15 protein-coding genes and 1 other annotated feature are annotated in these 16954 nt (G+C 53.5%); of the genes, 8 read left to right on the forward strand and 7 right to left on the reverse strand.

Annotation, left to right across the window (positions count from 1 at the left end; translation table 11 throughout):
* Positions 1-93: 93 nt before the first annotated feature.
* Positions 94-459, reverse strand: coding sequence for a hypothetical protein (locus HNR45_RS03705; RefSeq protein ID WP_159822649.1), 366 nt, complete (start codon positions 457-459; stop codon positions 94-96).
* Positions 460-805: 346 nt separating this feature from the next.
* Here HNR45_RS03705 and HNR45_RS03710 point away from each other — a divergent pair, with 346 nt between their 5' ends.
* Together HNR45_RS03710 and pepT are read left to right on the forward strand one after the other, a co-directional pair.
* Complete coding sequence (locus HNR45_RS03710; protein WP_159822651.1) at positions 806-2353, forward strand: AbgT family transporter; 1548 nt, start codon at positions 806-808, stop codon at positions 2351-2353.
* Between the two features lie 38 nt (positions 2354-2391).
* Complete coding sequence (gene pepT / locus HNR45_RS03715; protein WP_159822908.1) at positions 2392-3642, forward strand: peptidase T; 1251 nt, start codon at positions 2392-2394, stop codon at positions 3640-3642.
* 48 nt (positions 3643-3690) lie between these two features.
* On the opposite strand, the gene HNR45_RS03720 is transcribed toward pepT, so the two are convergent.
* Positions 3691-4410 (reverse strand): ECF transporter S component, encoded by a 720-nt coding sequence (locus tag HNR45_RS03720; RefSeq protein ID WP_235020605.1) that lies wholly within the window; start codon positions 4408-4410, stop codon positions 3691-3693.
* A gap of 241 nt (positions 4411-4651) precedes the next feature.
* Between HNR45_RS03720 and HNR45_RS03725 the strand changes: the two genes are divergently transcribed.
* The 4 genes from HNR45_RS03725 to HNR45_RS03740 all read left to right on the forward strand — a co-directional run bounded on the left by HNR45_RS03725 (position 4652) and on the right by HNR45_RS03740 (position 9228).
* Positions 4652-5275 (forward strand): DedA family protein, encoded by a 624-nt coding sequence (locus HNR45_RS03725; protein ID WP_159822653.1) that lies wholly within the window; start codon positions 4652-4654, stop codon positions 5273-5275.
* Positions 5276-5523: 248 nt separating this feature from the next.
* Positions 5524-5952: a YwiB family protein gene (locus tag HNR45_RS03730; RefSeq protein ID WP_159822655.1), complete on the forward strand. Its 429-nt coding sequence runs from the start codon at positions 5524-5526 to the stop codon at positions 5950-5952.
* On the forward strand, positions 5952-7613 hold the full coding sequence (gene argS / locus HNR45_RS03735) for an arginine--tRNA ligase (RefSeq protein ID WP_159822657.1): 1662 nt from the start codon (positions 5952-5954) through the stop codon (positions 7611-7613). Before HNR45_RS03730 ends, argS begins: the two co-directional genes overlap by 1 nt.
* 10 nt (positions 7614-7623) lie before the next feature.
* Entirely contained in the window at positions 7624-9228 is a 1605-nt protein-coding gene (locus HNR45_RS03740; protein WP_159822659.1) for a CTP synthase, read from the forward strand.
* Positions 9229-9309: 81 nt separating this feature from the next.
* Here HNR45_RS03740 and HNR45_RS03745 read toward each other — a convergent pair whose 3' ends face one another.
* The 5 genes from HNR45_RS03745 to HNR45_RS03765 all read right to left on the reverse strand — a co-directional run bounded on the left by HNR45_RS03745 (position 9310) and on the right by HNR45_RS03765 (position 14426).
* Positions 9310-10434: a YkvI family membrane protein gene (locus tag HNR45_RS03745; protein WP_159822661.1), complete on the reverse strand. Its 1125-nt coding sequence runs from the start codon at positions 10432-10434 to the stop codon at positions 9310-9312.
* Complete coding sequence (locus tag HNR45_RS03750) at positions 10419-11537, reverse strand: pyridoxal phosphate-dependent aminotransferase (protein ID WP_159822663.1); 1119 nt, start codon at positions 11535-11537, stop codon at positions 10419-10421. Before HNR45_RS03750 ends, HNR45_RS03745 begins: the two co-directional genes overlap by 16 nt.
* Before the next feature lie 86 nt (positions 11538-11623).
* Positions 11624-12307 carry an energy-coupling factor transporter transmembrane component T family protein gene (locus HNR45_RS03755; protein ID WP_159822665.1) on the reverse strand — a complete coding sequence of 228 codons (684 nt, stop codon included), beginning with the start codon at positions 12305-12307 and terminating at the stop codon, positions 11624-11626.
* Positions 12304-13035, reverse strand: coding sequence for an energy-coupling factor ABC transporter ATP-binding protein (locus tag HNR45_RS03760; RefSeq protein WP_159822667.1), 732 nt, complete (start codon positions 13033-13035; stop codon positions 12304-12306). The genes HNR45_RS03755 and HNR45_RS03760 overlap by 4 nt, the downstream gene beginning before the upstream one ends.
* Positions 13029-14426, reverse strand: coding sequence for an energy-coupling factor ABC transporter ATP-binding protein (locus HNR45_RS03765; RefSeq protein WP_159822669.1), 1398 nt, complete (start codon positions 14424-14426; stop codon positions 13029-13031). Before HNR45_RS03765 ends, HNR45_RS03760 begins: the two co-directional genes overlap by 7 nt.
* Positions 14427-14487: 61 nt before the next feature.
* Positions 14488-14738, reverse strand: a binding site (T-box leader).
* Between the two features lie 162 nt (positions 14739-14900).
* Between HNR45_RS03765 and HNR45_RS03770 the strand changes: the two genes are divergently transcribed.
* Together HNR45_RS03770 and HNR45_RS03775 are read left to right on the forward strand one after the other, a co-directional pair.
* Positions 14901-16280, forward strand: coding sequence for a sodium:solute symporter family protein (locus tag HNR45_RS03770; RefSeq protein WP_159822671.1), 1380 nt, complete (start codon positions 14901-14903; stop codon positions 16278-16280).
* 78 nt (positions 16281-16358) lie between these two features.
* Positions 16359-16925: an ECF transporter S component gene (locus tag HNR45_RS03775; RefSeq protein ID WP_159822673.1), complete on the forward strand. Its 567-nt coding sequence runs from the start codon at positions 16359-16361 to the stop codon at positions 16923-16925.
* The last annotated feature ends 29 nt before the right edge of the window (positions 16926-16954 follow it).

The raw sequence follows: 16954 nt of genomic DNA on the forward strand, positions 1-16954 counted from the left end.
AAAATCGATATTTTTATCTGTATTCGAGATATTTATATAATAACAAGTATACCATGCGATTTCAATCGGCTTGAAAATGTAAAAAGAACACGGTTAACCGTGTTCTTTTTCTGTTTCCCAGTCGGAGCGCACCACATGTTCTCCGTTATCACTGAGAAAATCACCGATCATGATATACAGTCGCTGCGTGTCTATTTCCAAAGGTTGTGTCAAATCATCCGCGCCTAACGGCTGGATCAATGTAATATCCCGATACACGGAAAACAGGTACGTTTCTCCGCTGTAAAAAGACGAGTCGTACTCGTAATCCAGCACCTCACTGATCGCCGTGCGAATCGCGTCTCCCTGCGTGCGCACATCAACGGCAAACACATCGCTTAAAAGCCCCAAAGGCGAAGCAAATATATACATCGTTTCCCGCCGTCCGTCCAGCATGACCCGGCGCTTTTTATAATCCATAATCAGCACTCCAATTTGCATTCATTGTAAAATACTTTTCATAAAATTACAATCTGAATCCATGTAAATGCCTGTTTCTGAAGATCGAAAAGTAAATTTTATAGGATCAAACAAGGCCGTCGTTATCACGGTTGCCAAATTCGTATACTTTGTCGTCGAATGTTTTAACATTTTGATTGCTTTCCCGTAACACAAGCGTTTAGCATGTTGCGTTCAGCGCATGAAAGCGCTGTTGGGCGCGCGCTAAGGCCGCACGACGTAAGTTTTCTATTGCGATTTATGTCGCATAATCTTATACTAATGGACAATTGTGTTTTTATTATTTCTTTTTTAAGGATGGTGGATTATGAAAACTGCTGTAGCGTCGGAAAGACCCAAAGGAATTTTGGGCTGGATCGAGAGGGTGGGCAACCGCGTTCCCGATATCACGATTTTGTTTATCGGCGCCTTTTTGATTGTCTGCGTCATCTCCGCTCTGATGTCGCCGATCAACTTCTCGTATATTAATCCGGTCACCAAAGAACCGATTCGTATTATCAGCATGCTGGCGCCGAGTCAACTCGTCAAATTGATGACGAAGATGGTCACGAATTACTCCGGCTTCCCGCCGCTCGGCATGGTCATCGTAGCGACATTGGGCATCGCCATCGCCGACGGCTCCGGCTATATCCGCGCGGGCCTGCGCAAGTTGCTCGCCGTCACGCCGAAAGCAGCGCTCTCGCCGATTATTATTTTGGCGGGTATGTTGAGCCATATCGGTCCGGATACCGGTTACGTAATCATTATCCCGATTGCCGCCTACATGTTTTACGCGGTAGGCAAGCATCCGCTCGCCGGTATCGCCGCATCGTTCGCCGGCATCGCCGGCGCGTTTGCCGCCAACTACACGCCAAGCGCGATCGACCCCGTTATCCAGGGGTTCACGCAAAGCGCGGCGCAGATTATCGACCCTTCGTATCAAGTCAACATTTTGTGTAACTATTTCTACATGTTCGGCGCGACGTTCGTCGTCATCCCTTCCTGCTGGTACATCACCGAAAAAATCGTCGAACCGTGGCTGTGGAAAATGTATCCGCTTTCTACCGATGCTGATATTGAAGCGGAAACGAATACGCCGCTCACCGCGAAAGAAAATCGCGCGTTCTATGCCGCCAGCGCATTCCTCATTTTGTTCATGGTCGGTTTGTTCTGGGCGCTGTCCACGCCGGATTCCGTATGGCGCGCGCCGAACGGCACGATCGCAAGCTTTAAAGCGCCGGTCATGCAGTCCCTGGTTTCGTTGATCTTCGTCATCGCCGGCGGTACCGGTTTGATCTACGGCATTATGTCGGGTAAATTCAAAAGTCCGAAAGATGTCACCCGCGCGATGGAAGATATGACGCATACTCTCGTGCAATTAATCGTATTCTACTTTTTCGCGGCGCAGTTCCTGTACGCGTTCAACGCGTCGCAGATCGGCGTTCTGCTCGCCGTTTCCGGCGCGGACTTCCTGCGTTCACTGGCGATGCCGCCGCAGCTTACGATCGGCGGAATCATTATCTTCGTCGGCCTCTTGAATTTAATCATTACTTCGGCTTCGGCGAAATGGGCCATCTTGGCGCCGATCTTCGTCCCGATGCTGATGGGCGTCGGTATCGCTCCGGAACTTACGCAGGTAGCGTTCCGCGTCAGCGACTCGGCGGTCAACGTCGTCACGCCGATGTTCGCGTTTTATCCTTTGATCATTACGTACTGCCAAAAATACGTCAAAGAAGCCGGCATCGGCACGTTGAGTTCCATGATGCTTCCCTATACGATCGGCTTGCTGGTGACATTGTCCATAGTCCTCTACGTGTTCTGGGGTCTCGACCTGCCGCTCGGTCTGCAAGCTTCGTACTTATATCCGCGCCCGTAAGCGCTTAATCAAAGAGAGGAGTCCTGAAATTGGAATACATGAGTCGTGAATCTTTACTGGAACGTTTCTTGCGTTATATCTCGATCCCCAGCCAAAGCGATCCGACCGTCAGCGAAATCCCCAGCACGAAAATGCAGTGGGACATGGTACGCGAGTTGGAAACGGAATTAAAAGAACTGGGCTTGGAAGATATTCATGTGAGCGAACACGCGGTTTTGACCGCGCGTTTGGCCGCCACCTCCGACGCTCCGGAAGGCACGCCGGTCATCGGTTTTTGCACCCACGTCGATACGGTAGACGTGCAGCTTGCTCCGGAAATTTCGCCGCAAGTCGTGGAAAATTATGACGGCGGCGTCATTACGCTCAACAAAGAAAAAAATCTCGTGCTTGATCCGGAAACGGAAACCGCGTTGAAAAATTACGTCGGCGACACGATTGTGACGACGACCGGCAACTCCGTGCTCGGTTCCGATGACAAAGCGGGCGTCGCCGCGGTCATGGGCGCGATCACCGAACTGGTGAAAAGCGGCGCGCCGCACGGTGAAATTTACCTGGCATTCGTGCCGGATGAAGAAACCGGTTTGCGCGGCAGTAAAAAAATGGAGCTCGATCGTTTCCCCGTCGACTTCGCGTACACGCTTGATTGCTGCGAAATCGGCGAAGTCGTTTACGAAACGTTTAACGCCGGCAGCGCCGTGATCAACATCCAAGGTATCGCCGCGCACCCGATGTCCGCGAAAGGCAACATGGTCAATCCGGTACTGATCGCCTGCGATTTCGTGCAGTATTTTGATCGCCTGAAAACGCCGGAAAACACCGACGGTACCGACGGTTACATCTGGGTGCAGGGCATTTCGGGCAACCAGTCGAACGCGAGCGTCGAGCTCAACATCCGCGATCATCATCGTGATCGTTACCTCGGCTATAAAGATTACATCGAAAAAGCGGTCGCCTTCTTAAAAGAACGGTATCCGCGCGCGACAATCGAACTTTCGATGGAAGATGTCTACGCCAATATTAAAGACGCGAAAACACCGGCAAACGAATTCGCCGTTGATCATATTTACACCGCGATGGAACGCCTCGGCATCACGCCGAAAACGCTTTCGATGCGCGGCGGCACCGACGGTTCGTACCTGTCCTCGCAAGGCATCTTCACGCCGAACTTCTTCACCGGCGGTCACAATTTCCACTCGGTCTACGAATATTTACCGCTTAATTCCTTAGTGAAATCGTCGGAAATGGTTCGCACCATTATCGATCTCGTTCAGGAAGACGCGAAAAAATAACACAATTAAAAAGCATCGCCGCAAGGCGATGCTTTTTTATGTCGTATATTACTCTTGCCGACGAGTCGGTTTGCGCATGAGCAAATTCAACACGATCGGCGTGACAATCACGGCCGCGCCGATGGCTTCCGGAATGCCGTTGGCAATGCAAATGCCAATGATAATATTAACTACCTGATCGAGCGGAACATGACGCATTTCCGCGAATTCTTTAGCGTACAAAATATACGTCAGGCCCATGACCATGATCGTATTCATCATCGATGTCACCAATGCGGACACCGCGATTTTAACGACCTGCGCTCCCGGCATAGCGCGGTACACGAGGTACGCGATCAAACCGAGCAGCACACGCGGCAAGACCGAAATGAGCGGGTTCAAAAACACAATACTCATCAGCGTCGGCGCCACAATATTTTGGAATAAGCTGAAGCAACCGAAAATCAAACCGGTCATCATGCCGACGCGCGGTCCTTCCACAATGCCGCCGATAATCGTCGGAATATGCAGAATGGTCGCTTTCATATAAATGAGGTGAATAAAACCGTAGCCCGTCAAACCGAGCAACGCGGTAATACCGCCTAAAAGGCCGGTGATCACAAGCTGCCGCACCGTCATAAATGAACGCTTCGTCGGCGGCGCTACGCTCGGACGTTCGTCCGCGGGCCGCTCCGTTACTTGCGAATCCGCCTGCAAATCATTCACCGGTGATGTTGCTTCCGTCGCACGCGGCTTGTCCGCCGCCGGATCTTTTTGCCAATTTTCCATTTTGTTCCTCCGTTCTTATTCCTTTAGGGATATAAGTCGTTACCAGAACCGTACTATTGCGCTTGCCCATGCAAGCCGCCGCAAATCAAAAGCATTATAGAGATAATCGCCTGCCTTGTCAAGACGGAGACCTGCCGTTATAATCAAATTTATACGATACGCGTCTTTCGGCATGACAGACGTTCCTATATAGTTTACGCGCAATGCGCATGCAAATAAATGAATCACGGAAGGAGTCCGTATGGATTGGCTTTATCTTTTCATGGAAGATTACGGCTACTGGGCGCTGTTTTTAACCATGGTTGCGGAAAATATGAATATCCCGATTCCGAGCGAAGTCGTTTTAGGCTTCGCCGGTTATCTCGTACACCGCGGTATTTTCACCTACACGCTCGCCTGCGTGGTCGGCGTCGCGGCGGGGCTGGTGGGATCGCTGCTGTCGTACGCTATCGGTTACTACGGCGGCCGTCCTTTCTTACAAAAACATAAACATCTCTTTTTTCTCTCGCAAACGAAACTTTCTTCGGCGGATGATTGGTTTGCCCGCTACGGCGGCATTGCCGTTTTGACCGGCCGTCTGTTACCGGGCATACGCACATTTATTTCGCTGCCCGCCGGAATGGCTCGCTATCCGCTCAAACCGTTCATCTGGTATACCATCATAGGCACCATTCCCTGGACGATGCTGCTCGTTTGGCTCGGGTTCCAGCTGGGCGAGCATTGGGAAGATCTTCTGACCTACGATATGGAACTGTTTATCGGTTCCGTCGTCGTGGCCGCCCTCGCCTACGCCTATTACCACTACCTGCGCAAACGTCGCTCCCGAAATTCGGAAAACGCAAACCGCTCCCATGACGACAAATAAAGATTAAATTCGTCGCGCATGTTGCCGTTTGCCGCATTTTCATGCATTGACTTTGCACAAGCATAACAATCCGCGAGATTTGCGAGAAAAATAATTGCCGACCGCCCGAAACACGGTCAACTTGACGTCTCGCGCCATTCTTTTATAAAAACAGCCGTCTCTTCGGAGACGGTTTTATGATGCCGGCATCATAGATTTTTTCCCTTATAAATGATAGAATTATATAGTTAATATTACGGAGGTGCGTGATGAAGGCGGTCATTATTACCGTGAACACGCTGCAACGCGATGAGAACGGCCAGGAAGAGAGTATTGAACTGACCACAAAGGGCACGTACGAAAAACAAGGCGACGTGCAAATTTTGTGTTACGACGAATCTTCTCTGACCGGACTTACGGGAACGCGGACAACGTTACAATTGTTTCCGCATTCGCTCGTGCTGATGCGCGACGGTAAGATCACCCAGCAACAGGAATTTTTGCCGGGAACCTCGCAAAAATCACTGTATGAGACCCCCTTTGGCAACGTCACGCTGACGATGTACACGCATGAGCTGACGCATACGCTCACGAACGGCGAGGGAGAAATTGCACTCCGTTACGACGTCGCGCTGGAAGGCGTCCATGCGAATTATAACGAACTGATCATACGCTCACGAGAGGACGGAACGAACTGATGGATTTACGGACGGAAATTGGTGCGGCGCTTACCGACGCGGTCAAAGCGGCCGTCACCAAGGGAACACTTCCCGCCGGCGACTACCCCGAACCTTTTCTGGAACAGCCGCCACAAAAAGAATTCGGTGATTTCGCCACTAATATCGCCATGCAATCGGCGAAAATCGCCCGTCGCGCGCCGCGGCAAATTGCGGACGCGATTCTGGCGGAGCTCGACTCCCCGCTGATTGAACGCGCGGAAATCGCCGGCGCCGGTTTTATCAATTTATTTTTGAAAAACGACGCAGTCTACGATATTTTAAAAGAAATTTTGCGTAAGGGTAACGACTACGGCAACCTGCCGGAAAAAAGCGACGAATATATTCAAGTCGAATACGTCAGCGCCAATCCCACCGGACCGCTCCATATCGGCCACGGCCGCGGCGCGGCGTTCGGCAGCGCGCTGGTCAACCTGCTGCGCGCCGCCGGCTACCCGACACAGGCGGAATACTACATCAACGACGCGGGCAACCAAATCGACAATCTCGCGAAATCGGTCGATGCGCGTTACCGTGAACTCTTGGGTGAAACGGTTGAATTTCCGGAAGACGGTTACCACGGCCGCGACATCATCACGACCGCACAGACGATCATTGATGAGGACGGCGACAAATATTTAGCCATGCCCGCCGCCGAACGCCTCGCGATTTTCAAAGAGCGGGCGTTGAACGCAAAACTCGAACGTTTACGCAAAGATTTGGCGGATTTCCATGTGGAATTCGATCAATGGTTCAGTGAACGCACGTTGCATCCGGAAGCGATCGAGACGGCTTGCGCCGAACTGAAAGCGCGCGGCAAGCTGTATGAAAAAGAAGGCGCGCTGTGGCTGAACACCACTGCATACGGCGATGACAAAGACCGCGTCGTCATTCGCGCCAACGGCGTCGGCACGTATTTCGCCGCCGATATCGCGTACCACCGCAACAAGTACGAACGCGGTTTCACGCAGATGATCAACATCTGGGGCGCCGACCATCACGGTTACGTCGCTCGCGTTAAAGCGGCGCTCACGGCGCTCGGCTATGACGCGGATAAACTCGAAATTTTACTTTTGCAAATGGTCAATCTCTTGCGCGGCGGCGAAGTCGTCAAGATGAGCAAACGTACCGGCAAATCGATTACGCTTGCCGAACTGATCGAAGAAGTCGGCGCCGACGCGGCGCGGTATTTCTTCATCATGCGTTCGCTCGACAGTCAGCTCGACTTTGACATCGACTTGGCAAAATCGCACAGCAATGAAAATCCGGTGTACTATATCCAATACGCCTACGCGCGCATTCACAGCATTTACCGCCAGGCGGAGGAAAATCAGATCGCGTACGGCGCTTGGGAAGATACCGATTTCAGTTTGCTGACGGAACCCGCCGAACTGGATCTGATTAAACAGATGAGCGAGTATCGCGAGATGATCGCGAACGCGGCCGCCGCGCATGCGCCGCATCGTCTGGCTCGTTATCTTTATGAACTCGCCGGCCTGTTCCATTCGTTTTATAAACAGTGCCGCATTTTGGGCATTGATCAGGAACGCCAACAGGCGCGTTTGGGACTGATCACAGCGACCAAGTATATTTTATGGCACGGCTTAACCATTCTCGGTGTCAGCGCGCCGGAAAAAATGTAAAGGGGGACGCATGACTAAGTACATATTTGTCACGGGCGGTGTCGTTTCTTCGCTCGGTAAAGGTATCACCGCCGCATCGCTCGGCCGTTTACTGAAAAACCGCGGCTATCGGGTCACGATCCAAAAATTCGATCCGTATTTAAATATTGACCCGGGCACGATGAGCCCGTACCAACACGGTGAAGTTTTCGTAACCGATGACGGCGCGGAAACGGACCTCGACCTCGGTCATTACGAACGCTTTATCGATATCAACTTAAGTCAGCGTTCCAATGTGACGAGCGGTCGCATTTATCAAACCGTCATTTCGCGGGAACGTAAAGGCGATTACCTGGGCGGTACCGTGCAAGTCATTCCGCATGTAACGAACGCGATCAAAGAACAGGTGTTCCGCGTCGGCCAGGAAGTCAATGCCGATGTGGTCATCACCGAAATCGGCGGCACGGTCGGCGATATCGAAAGCCAACCGTTTTTGGAAGCGATTCGCCAGGTGAAAAAAGATATCGGCAAAGAAAACGTTCTGTATATTCACGTGACGCTCCTGCCGTACATCTCCGCTTCCGGCGAATTGAAAACGAAACCGACGCAACACAGCGTGAAAGAAATGCGCAGCATCGGTATCCAGCCGGACATCATCGTCTGCCGCAGCGAATACCCGATCTCGCAGGAGATGAAAGAAAAAATCGCGTTATTCTGCGACGTCGATGTCGACGCGATCATTGAAAACCGTACCGCGCAAAGTATTTACGAAGTACCTTTAATGATGCAGCATGAAGGTTTGGATAAAATCGTTCTGCGCAAATTACAGCTGGAAGACAAGCCCCTCGACATGAGCGATTGGGAACATATGGTCGATCGCATGCTCCACCCGCAAGGCGAACTGGAAGTGGCGCTCGTCGGCAAATACGTTTCGCTCCACGACGCGTATCTTTCCGTCGTCGAATCGCTCGATCATGCCGGCTATGCGTTTAACCGCAAAGTCAACATTCGCTGGATCGATTCGGAAGAGATTGAATCAGCCGATGATCTCGCACCGCTTTTTGCGGGTGTGGACGGTATCGTCGTCCCCGGCGGTTTCGGTTCTCGCGGCGTGGAAGGCAAGATCCGCACGATCCGTTTCGCGCGCGAACATAAAATTCCCTACCTCGGTTTATGCCTCGGCATGCAATGCGCCGTGATGGAATTCGCCCGCAATGTCTGCGGCATTCAAGATGCGATTTCGAGCGAATTTGATGCCGACGCCGAACATCCGGTCATCGACTTAATGCCCGACCAGGTCGATATCGAAGATAAAGGCGGCACCATGCGCTTGGGTCTGTATCCCTGCAAGTTGGTCGATGGCACGCATTCGCGCGAGCTTTACGGGGAAGAATTGGTGTATGAACGTCATCGTCACCGTTACGAATTCAACAACGCGTATCGTAAGCAACTGACCGACGCCGGTTTGATTCTCGCCGGTACCAGTCCCGATGAACGTCTGGTGGAAATTGTCGAAGTCAAAGACCATCCCTTCTTTGTCGCCGTGCAGTTCCATCCGGAATTCAAATCGCGTCCGAATAATCCGCATCCTCTGTTTTACGGATTCATTCAGGCGATGGAGCAAGAAGCAAAATAAAATCAAAAAACACCGGAAATCTCCGGTGTTTTTTTGCACAAAAAAAAAGAGCTGCCGCGGCAGCTCTTTTTCTTTTTTCGTTTACTCTTTCATTAACTCTGCTTTTCGTGCGCCCGCGCGCAGGAATACCACCGGAATCATAATAAGTCCGACTTGTCCCATCAGCGGATACAGAATGCCGATCAATTTACCGAAACCGATCTGCGCGCCGAAGTACGCCACAATCCCCAAGACCACCGTCACCGCAAGCATCGGCGTACGGCCAAGGCCAAAGCCCTGAATGCGGTTCAGCACGAGCCAAAACATCGGCGCCGCCGTGGAGTAAATCCCCAACAAAAGCACCACGGAGAAAATCATCGCGAGAATCGGCAGATGTTGTTCCGCCAGGAACAAGTTCGGCACTTCGTAGGTCACGATCTGATCCGGATAGCAAAGCATCGCAAAGACGATCATGATGACCGACAGCATCAGGAAAACGCCGCCCATCACGCCGCCCCAAATCGCTTCCCGGCGATTGCGCGCGCGCGTGCCGAGTCCGGCGAGAAAAGGAATTCCGCCCAAAACCATGCAAGCGGCATACAACACGCCGCTGAACCAAGCGGTATCCAACCATTCATACGCCCCGAACCACCAGCCGGCGGTCGCGCGCAAATCGAAGAGCGCCTGCACTTGCGCCCCCGTCAAATCATTGCCGTAGTACGTGCTGGTCACCGCGGTCACGATACCGATTAAAATCGTAAACACGGTGATGACCGGTCCGATCGCACCGATAATATCGACCAAACCGTTCAAACCGAGCAACACGGTCATGACGCAAAGAATCGCCATGCCGAGTTTGCCGATTTCCGCACCGACGCCGAAGTATTCGCCGGCTACGGCGCCGGATCCGGCGAACATAATGGAAACGACGCAAAAAAGGCAAATGATCGTGAAAATTTCCAAAATATAACCGATATATTTACCGCAATAGTAGCGGAAAATTTCCGTCTGTACGGTCAATTTCAATTCATGTCCTTTGACCATCAGGGCCGCGCCCATCGCGGCGAAAAGAAACATGCTGACGAGCGCGCCGATGTAACCCGCCGGTCCGTACGATGTGAAAAATTGCAACACTTCCTGGCCGGTCGCAAATCCCGAACCGATCGTAAACGCGATGTAAGCTCCCGCCAGTTTCACGACATTCCAAATGCTTACCTGCTGCTGCATGGCGCTCCCTCCACTTCTTTTTCCACGGCCGCCAAACGCGGCAGAAGTTCCGTCAAATCGCGCGGCACACGCAAACGGATATGGCGTTTACCGATCCCGTCAAAATCTTCGCCGCGTTCGGTGATAATGCCGTGCCGCAGCATCACGTCAAATAAATTAAGATCGCGTTCCGTATACAAAAGCACGATCGGCACCGTATCGCCAGTAACGGATGCCTGCAATACGGAAAGTGCCTCCAGCACGCGTGCTTTATTCGCCGCGATCTGCGTTTTGGAGCGCGTGATATGTTCGCGATCACGTAAGGCGATCGGCGTCAAACGGGCGGCGGTTTCGGTGACGACCATTTCCGCCGGCAACTTCTGCATGATCGGCATAAATGCTTGCGGCAATACCGCGTAACCAGTCCGCAGGCCGGCCAATCCGAACCCTTTCGAAAGCGTTTTGACGACGATCACATTCGGATACTTATTAACCAAGGCGACCGCCGAATTTTCCAGCGGCATAAAATCGCCGTACGCTTCATCGACGATCACCATCGTGTCCTGCGCCGCCGCTTTTTGCGCCAGCTGCTCGATGTCCGCCAGCGGAATCATTTGACCGGTCGGGTTATTCGGATTATCCAAATACACGAGCGTATGCTCCGGACGCAGCGCTTCGATAAAACGCGCGACGGAAAAACGGAACTGCTCTTCTTCCCGCAACGCGACGACGGTGAGTTGCGCGCCCATCGCGCGCATATCGGTAGTCGCGGAAGAAAACGTCGGTTCACCGACGAGAACATGCGTTCCCTCATCGATAAAGAGTCGGTTCAGATCGATCAGCATGCCCATCGATCCCGTGTGAATCGCAAGTTGTTCCGGCGCAATTTTCGCCGCCGGCGCGAGGTATTCGCAAATCGCCGCGCGCAGTTCACGGTACGGATAGCTCGGATACGGCGAGATGCCGCTGAATGTCTCCCGATACAACTCCTCCGTCAGTTGCGGCGTGTAGCCGAACGGATTAATCCCGAGCGAACAATCGATCGCGTCATCGGTAATTGTGTCACCGTGCACGTAACTTTGCACCTTATAATCTGCCAAACTGTGTCGAATTCTGTATTTCATACTGCCCCTCCTACCATGCTGCGACTTTGTCGATTAATTCTTATTATTATAATATGATCCCCGCTGTTACGCAATGCGCGATGTTTTCAGTAACTGTACGTCAAGCGCAGATACAGGCTGACCGCAACGCCCGCCGTCAGCAGCGCCATTACCAAGTAATCGCGCTGTTGTGGCGTCACGGCGCGGGTAAAGCGCGTGGTGCCGGCACCGAAGCCGCGAAGCTCCAGCGAAAGCGCCATCGTTTCCGAACGCGCGAGCGATTTCAAAACGAGGGGCTGTACCACGCCGAGATACGCTTTGCTGCGGCGCAGATAGTGTCCGTTCTGCGGCACGCCGCGGCAAGCCTGCGCCTCGAGTACCGCTTTATTTTCCGCCAGAAAATCCGGCACGAAACGCAGCGCCGCCGTGAACATGAACGCGTATTCATACGGGATGTGCAACTGCGTCACGACCGCGGCCGTCAGATCCTGCAAGCGCGTCGTCGTCAACACCAAGAGGAAAACGCCCGCCAACGCCAACATCCGTAAACTCGCGACATACGCGGACTGCAACGTACCGCCGCCAAGGTATTGAATGACGCCCAAAAGGATCGCGAAGAAAATAAATGCCAATAACGCTTTGCGATTTTGTTGCAACACGCCGGCGGCGATAAAAATGACGATTTCCGCGAGAAACAGCGCAAAGAGCGCCGGCGGACTTTGCAAAAACAAAACGGCGAGCGACACCGCGACAATCATGAAAATTTTTGTTAAAGGAACCAAGCGCGTCATTTTGCACCTCCGTCATCGGTATAATGGGAAACGTCCCGCCCACCGCGATACATGCTTGCTAAAAATTTTTGCGGCTCGCCGTTATAAACGACGCGACCGTCGGCGAGCATCACGACGTGTTGCGCGTACCGTCTTACCACATCGGGCGCGTGCGTGACCAAAATAATTCCCAATCCCGCGGCCGTCAATTTTGTTAAAATCTGCATCAGCTGTCGGATATCCGCCGGCGAAATACCGCTCGTCGGTTCATCAAGGATGAGAAATTCCGCTCCGAGCGCTACCGCCGAAGCCAATGCGACGCGTTGCTTTTTCGCCCGCGGAAGAAGCGGCGGGTACGCGTCCCGTTCTTCTTCCAGTCCGCATAACTTCAGCGCCGCCTCCGCTTTCTCGCGAGTCTCTACCTTGTCGCGTCCCTGCTCGAGCGGGCCGAATGCGATTTCATCGTACACCGTGGTACAAAAAAGTTGTCGATCCGCCTGTTGAAATACGTAGCCCAAAACACGACTGCGTTCACTCGCGGATAATCTCGTCAGTTCCCGACCGTTCAGCTCGATGCGTCCGGAGGTCGGCCGTTCCAGTCCCATCAAAAGTCGTGTCAATGTCGTTTTACCGCTGCCGTTTTTGCCGACTAAAGCGGTGATTTCACCGGCCGCAAACGCCAGCGAAAGATCATGAATCACTTCGTGACCGTCGGCGTACGCAAAACACAGATGCGCCGTTTTCAGCATGTCACCCTCCCCGCGACGACTGCCGATGCCGTCGCTTCCTGATACCGATCGGGCAACAAATCACGGAACGTGGCGTCCGCCTGCATGCGGCCGACCACTTCATCGAATGCACCCACCATGACCAAACGTCCTTCATCCAACAGCGCGGCGCGCTTGGCGTACGGCGCGACTTCCGCCAACTGCGACTCGGTAACGACAACGGTCAGACCGTCTCGCCGATTCAACATGCCGAGCAATTCGTAAAACGCTTGCGTGCCTTCCGGATCGAGCGCCGAGGTCGGCTCATCGATGACCAATATTTGCGGTTCCGTCGCGAGCACCGACGCGATGACCAAGCGCTGACGCTGACCGCCGGAAAGCGTCGCCACATTGCGTTCCTCCAAGCCGCTCAACTCGACTTTCGCCAACGCCTCCGCGCTGCGGCGCGTAATTTCCGCGGCAGCGTAACCGCGATTTTCCAACGCGAATTCCATTTCTTCAGCGACGGTTAACGTCACCAGCTGCGCATCGTAATCCGGTAAAATCGTGCCGACTTTGGTCGCGATCTCCGCGATGCTGTGCTGCGTGATCGCCAGATCTTCCACAAAAACCATGCCGCGCATGACGCCGCCGTAGTAATGCGGAACCGCTCCGCAGAGCGCGGACATCAGCGTCGTTTTACCGGCTCCCGCCGCGCCCGCCAACACCAGAAAGTCGCCGTGTTCGACCGTCAGATTGATATCCTGCAACGCGTCCGCTGTCGTCTGCGGATAGCGATAACTCAAATGCTCGATAGAAAACGCCGCATCCTGTTGCGGCCGTAAAGCAAGTCCCGCGTGCGACACGGTGGCGACTTCCGCTTGCGTCGCCAGCGAAGCATGCAGCAGCCGTTGCGCCGGCGCGTACAGGACCGGCGTGATAATACCGTTAATGACCGCGACCAAGCCGACCGCCGGGAGCATCGCATACAAATATACATTGGTCGCAATCCCGAGCATGTATGTCATCAGCGATACAAAAACGAAACCGCTGATCAATGTGGCGACGCCGCCGCAGATCGCGCTCAGGATGCTTTTTTGCCGAACGTGCGGCAAAATCATGTGCGCGAAACACGCAGCCGTCATCGCGCCCAACGGTTCGCTGATCAGATTGCCGTAGGGAAAGCCCGATTTCGAAGTCAGAATTTCGATGCAGGCCGCCACCATGCCGATGCCGAAACATTGACGATACGTCGGTTTCGTCAGTAAAATCGCCACGCAATACGTCGCGATCATCCAATTCGGCGTGAACCCCGCGATGGAGGGGGACGCGATATGTAAAATCGTCCCGATGGAAAGTAACAAAGTCGAAACGGTCAACCAGCGAAATTGCCCGCCGCGTGTTTTTTGAAATACCAATGTTTGTGTTTGCATGTTATCTCCTTTCCGATGCGGACAATAAAAAAGCCTCCCGTCCACATCCATATCCAAATGATATGGGGACGAAAGGTATCCTTCCGCGGTGCCACCCCGCTTGACTGGTATCAGTCCGGCTTACTACGTACGGCGATTTGCGATACGCGCTTCGGGATAGCGGCCGAAGATGCCGTCGACGCCTACCCCGCGCAGCGGATCGGGTCGTATCTCCCGGGCCCATTCGCGTCGTCCTCCCGCGCCGATCTTCCACTGTCATCGGCTCGCTTTAGCGTTTGTTACGACGGTACTCTTCCCGTTCATCGATGATTTCATTTAATTACAGGTAGAATAGCACAAAAAAATAACACTGTCAATTTTTCTCCAAAATATTTTTAACTTGCATCATGACTGTCACAACGAATCCGCGTGAGCACGGTTTCCCGATGTTATAATAAAAAAAGAATGGATTGTCTGTAGTATATAGGAGGCAATGTGAGCTCATTTACCGTGTGGCATTGGGGCGGAATTTTTCTCGCCTTCGCCGCCGTCTTTATCGCGATTTTTGCGACAGCGCAAAAATCATCCTTAGAAAACTTCAGTGTCGGCGGTCGCGCGTCCGGTCCGTGGCTTGTCGCCGGCGCGCTTGTCGGCACGATCGTCGGCGGCTCGGCCACCGTCGGTACCGCCCAAGGCGCCGTGAGCGCCGGTTTTTCCGCCTGGTGGTTTACTTTCGGCTCAACGCTCGGCTTTATTCTGTTGGGTAAAGTATACGCCGGACCGTTGCGCGCAAGCGGCTTAAAAACCATCGCCGAGTATATGGCGGCGCGCTACGGCAAAATGGCAGGCGTAGCGACTTCCATCGTGTCCGTTTTGGGAATTTTCTTTTCGCTCGTCGCGAGCGGCTTGGCCGGCATTCATTTCATGCAAATTTTATTTCCCGTCTCGGAACTGACGGGCACTGTATTGCTGCTCGTCATTGTCGTGTTGTACGTTTTGGCCGGCGGCATTCGCGGCACGGCGGTATCCGGCATCGTCAAAACGGTGTTGCTCTACAGCACGTTGATTATCGCGGGCGTTTACGCCTGGCGCGGCTTGGCGCAACTTCCCGCGACCACGGTGTGGCACGCCGACTGGCTTTGGCCGCAGGGCGGCAACAGCTGGCGCATGTTCGCCACGAACTGTCTTTCCGTCATTATCGGTGTCGCCGTGACGCAATCGTATGCGCAGGCGCTGTACAGCGCGCGTGACGCCGAAACCGCGGCGCGCGGCAGTTACTTGGCGGCCGCGCTTTGCATGCCGGTCGGTTTGCCGCTGATTTTAATCGGCATCCATACGCATTTTATGACGCCGTCGATCGACGCCGTCACCGCATTGCCGATGTTTATGCAGATGCACTTGCCGGCGCTTTTGGCGGGGTTGGGAGTCGGCGCGATTTTACTTTCCATCATCGGATCGATCGCCGGACTGTCGTTGGGCGCCGCCACCTCGATCGCCGTCGACATCTTCGAGTCGGGCTTCGGCGTAAAGGGACAAAAGCGGCTGCTCTTCATTTTGCAGGCGGCGCTGATTATGCTTGTGCTCGCCGCTTTTTCGGTTTCGTTATACCGCTACCACTCCCAGATTCTCTACTGGAATTTCCTTTCCTTTTCGCTGCGCGGCGCGGGCGTTTTCTTACCCTTTTTACTCGCCATTTACGCCAAAGGACCGACCTCGGAAAAAAGCACGACGGCGAATATTCTTTTCTCCACTCTGATCGCCGTGCTTTCCATCGGTAACGATACCTTCACGCTCAATCCTCTCTACGTGGGCATCGGCACCTCCGCCTGCTGGCTGCTCGTGGAAACGATTTGGCGGCGCATTGATCGTCACTAAGTTGCCGGATTTCATCATCGCAATGCTATAATAAAATCAATTCGAATTCGGTTATATGTTCAGAAACGGTTATTCATTATGAAAAAACACAATCTTCGTTGGTTCGCGCGCGTCAGTCTGCTCGCGGCCATTGCCGCCGTATTGATGCTGTGGCAATTTCCGCTGCCGCTGATGCCCGCTTTTTTAACGCTGGATATCAGCGATGTGCCTGTCGTCGTCGGCGCGCTTTTATTCGGCTGGCCCGCCGGCGCCGCCATCGCCATCTTAAAAAATCTATTGCATCTGCCCGTGTCATCCACTTTCGGTATCGGTGAAATCGCCAACGCGACGTTGGCGCTCACTTATATTACCGTTGCAACGCTGCTGCGCCGTTGGGGATGGCTCGCATATGTGGCGGCCACCTGCGCCATTGCCGGTGTCGCCGTATTTCTCAACTTTACGTTGCTGCTGCCGCTCTATCAATCCGCATTCGGCATCTCGACCGCGCAACTTTTGGCCATGTCCGCGCGCGCCGGTTCCCAACTCATCACCGTCTGGGATTTCATGTGGTGGGTGATCGTGCCTTTCAATCTCATCAAAGGCGGCTTGATCACACTCCTTGCCCTGCCGATTTACCGCCGTCTGCGTACGATGCCGCGGCAATAAAAAAGTCCTCGCCAAGCGAGGACTTTTTT

Source organism: Negativicoccus succinicivorans (assembly GCF_014207605.1).
Classification (GTDB): Bacteria; Bacillota; Negativicutes; order Veillonellales; family Negativicoccaceae; genus Negativicoccus; species Negativicoccus succinicivorans.

Coding starts and splice junctions, on each gene's coding strand:
- HNR45_RS03705 (WP_159822649.1), bottom strand. CDS start 459: ATGGATTATAAAAAGCGCCGGGTCATGCTGGACGGACGGCGGGAAACG.
- HNR45_RS03710 (WP_159822651.1), top strand. CDS start 806: ATGAAAACTGCTGTAGCGTCGGAAAGACCCAAAGGAATTTTGGGCTGG.
- pepT (WP_159822908.1), top strand. CDS start 2,392: ATGAGTCGTGAATCTTTACTGGAACGTTTCTTGCGTTATATCTCGATC.
- HNR45_RS03720 (WP_235020605.1), bottom strand. CDS start 4,410: ATGGAAAATTGGCAAAAAGATCCGGCGGCGGACAAGCCGCGTGCGACG.
- HNR45_RS03725 (WP_159822653.1), top strand. CDS start 4,652: ATGGATTGGCTTTATCTTTTCATGGAAGATTACGGCTACTGGGCGCTG.
- HNR45_RS03730 (WP_159822655.1), top strand. CDS start 5,524: ATGAAGGCGGTCATTATTACCGTGAACACGCTGCAACGCGATGAGAAC.
- argS (WP_159822657.1), top strand. CDS start 5,952: ATGGATTTACGGACGGAAATTGGTGCGGCGCTTACCGACGCGGTCAAA.
- HNR45_RS03740 (WP_159822659.1), top strand. CDS start 7,624: ATGACTAAGTACATATTTGTCACGGGCGGTGTCGTTTCTTCGCTCGGT.
- HNR45_RS03745 (WP_159822661.1), bottom strand. CDS start 10,434: ATGCAGCAGCAGGTAAGCATTTGGAATGTCGTGAAACTGGCGGGAGCT.
- HNR45_RS03750 (WP_159822663.1), bottom strand. CDS start 11,537: ATGAAATACAGAATTCGACACAGTTTGGCAGATTATAAGGTGCAAAGT.
- HNR45_RS03755 (WP_159822665.1), bottom strand. CDS start 12,307: ATGACGCGCTTGGTTCCTTTAACAAAAATTTTCATGATTGTCGCGGTG.
- HNR45_RS03760 (WP_159822667.1), bottom strand. CDS start 13,035: ATGCTGAAAACGGCGCATCTGTGTTTTGCGTACGCCGACGGTCACGAA.
- HNR45_RS03765 (WP_159822669.1), bottom strand. CDS start 14,426: ATGCAAACACAAACATTGGTATTTCAAAAAACACGCGGCGGGCAATTT.
- HNR45_RS03775 (WP_159822673.1), top strand. CDS start 16,359: ATGAAAAAACACAATCTTCGTTGGTTCGCGCGCGTCAGTCTGCTCGCG.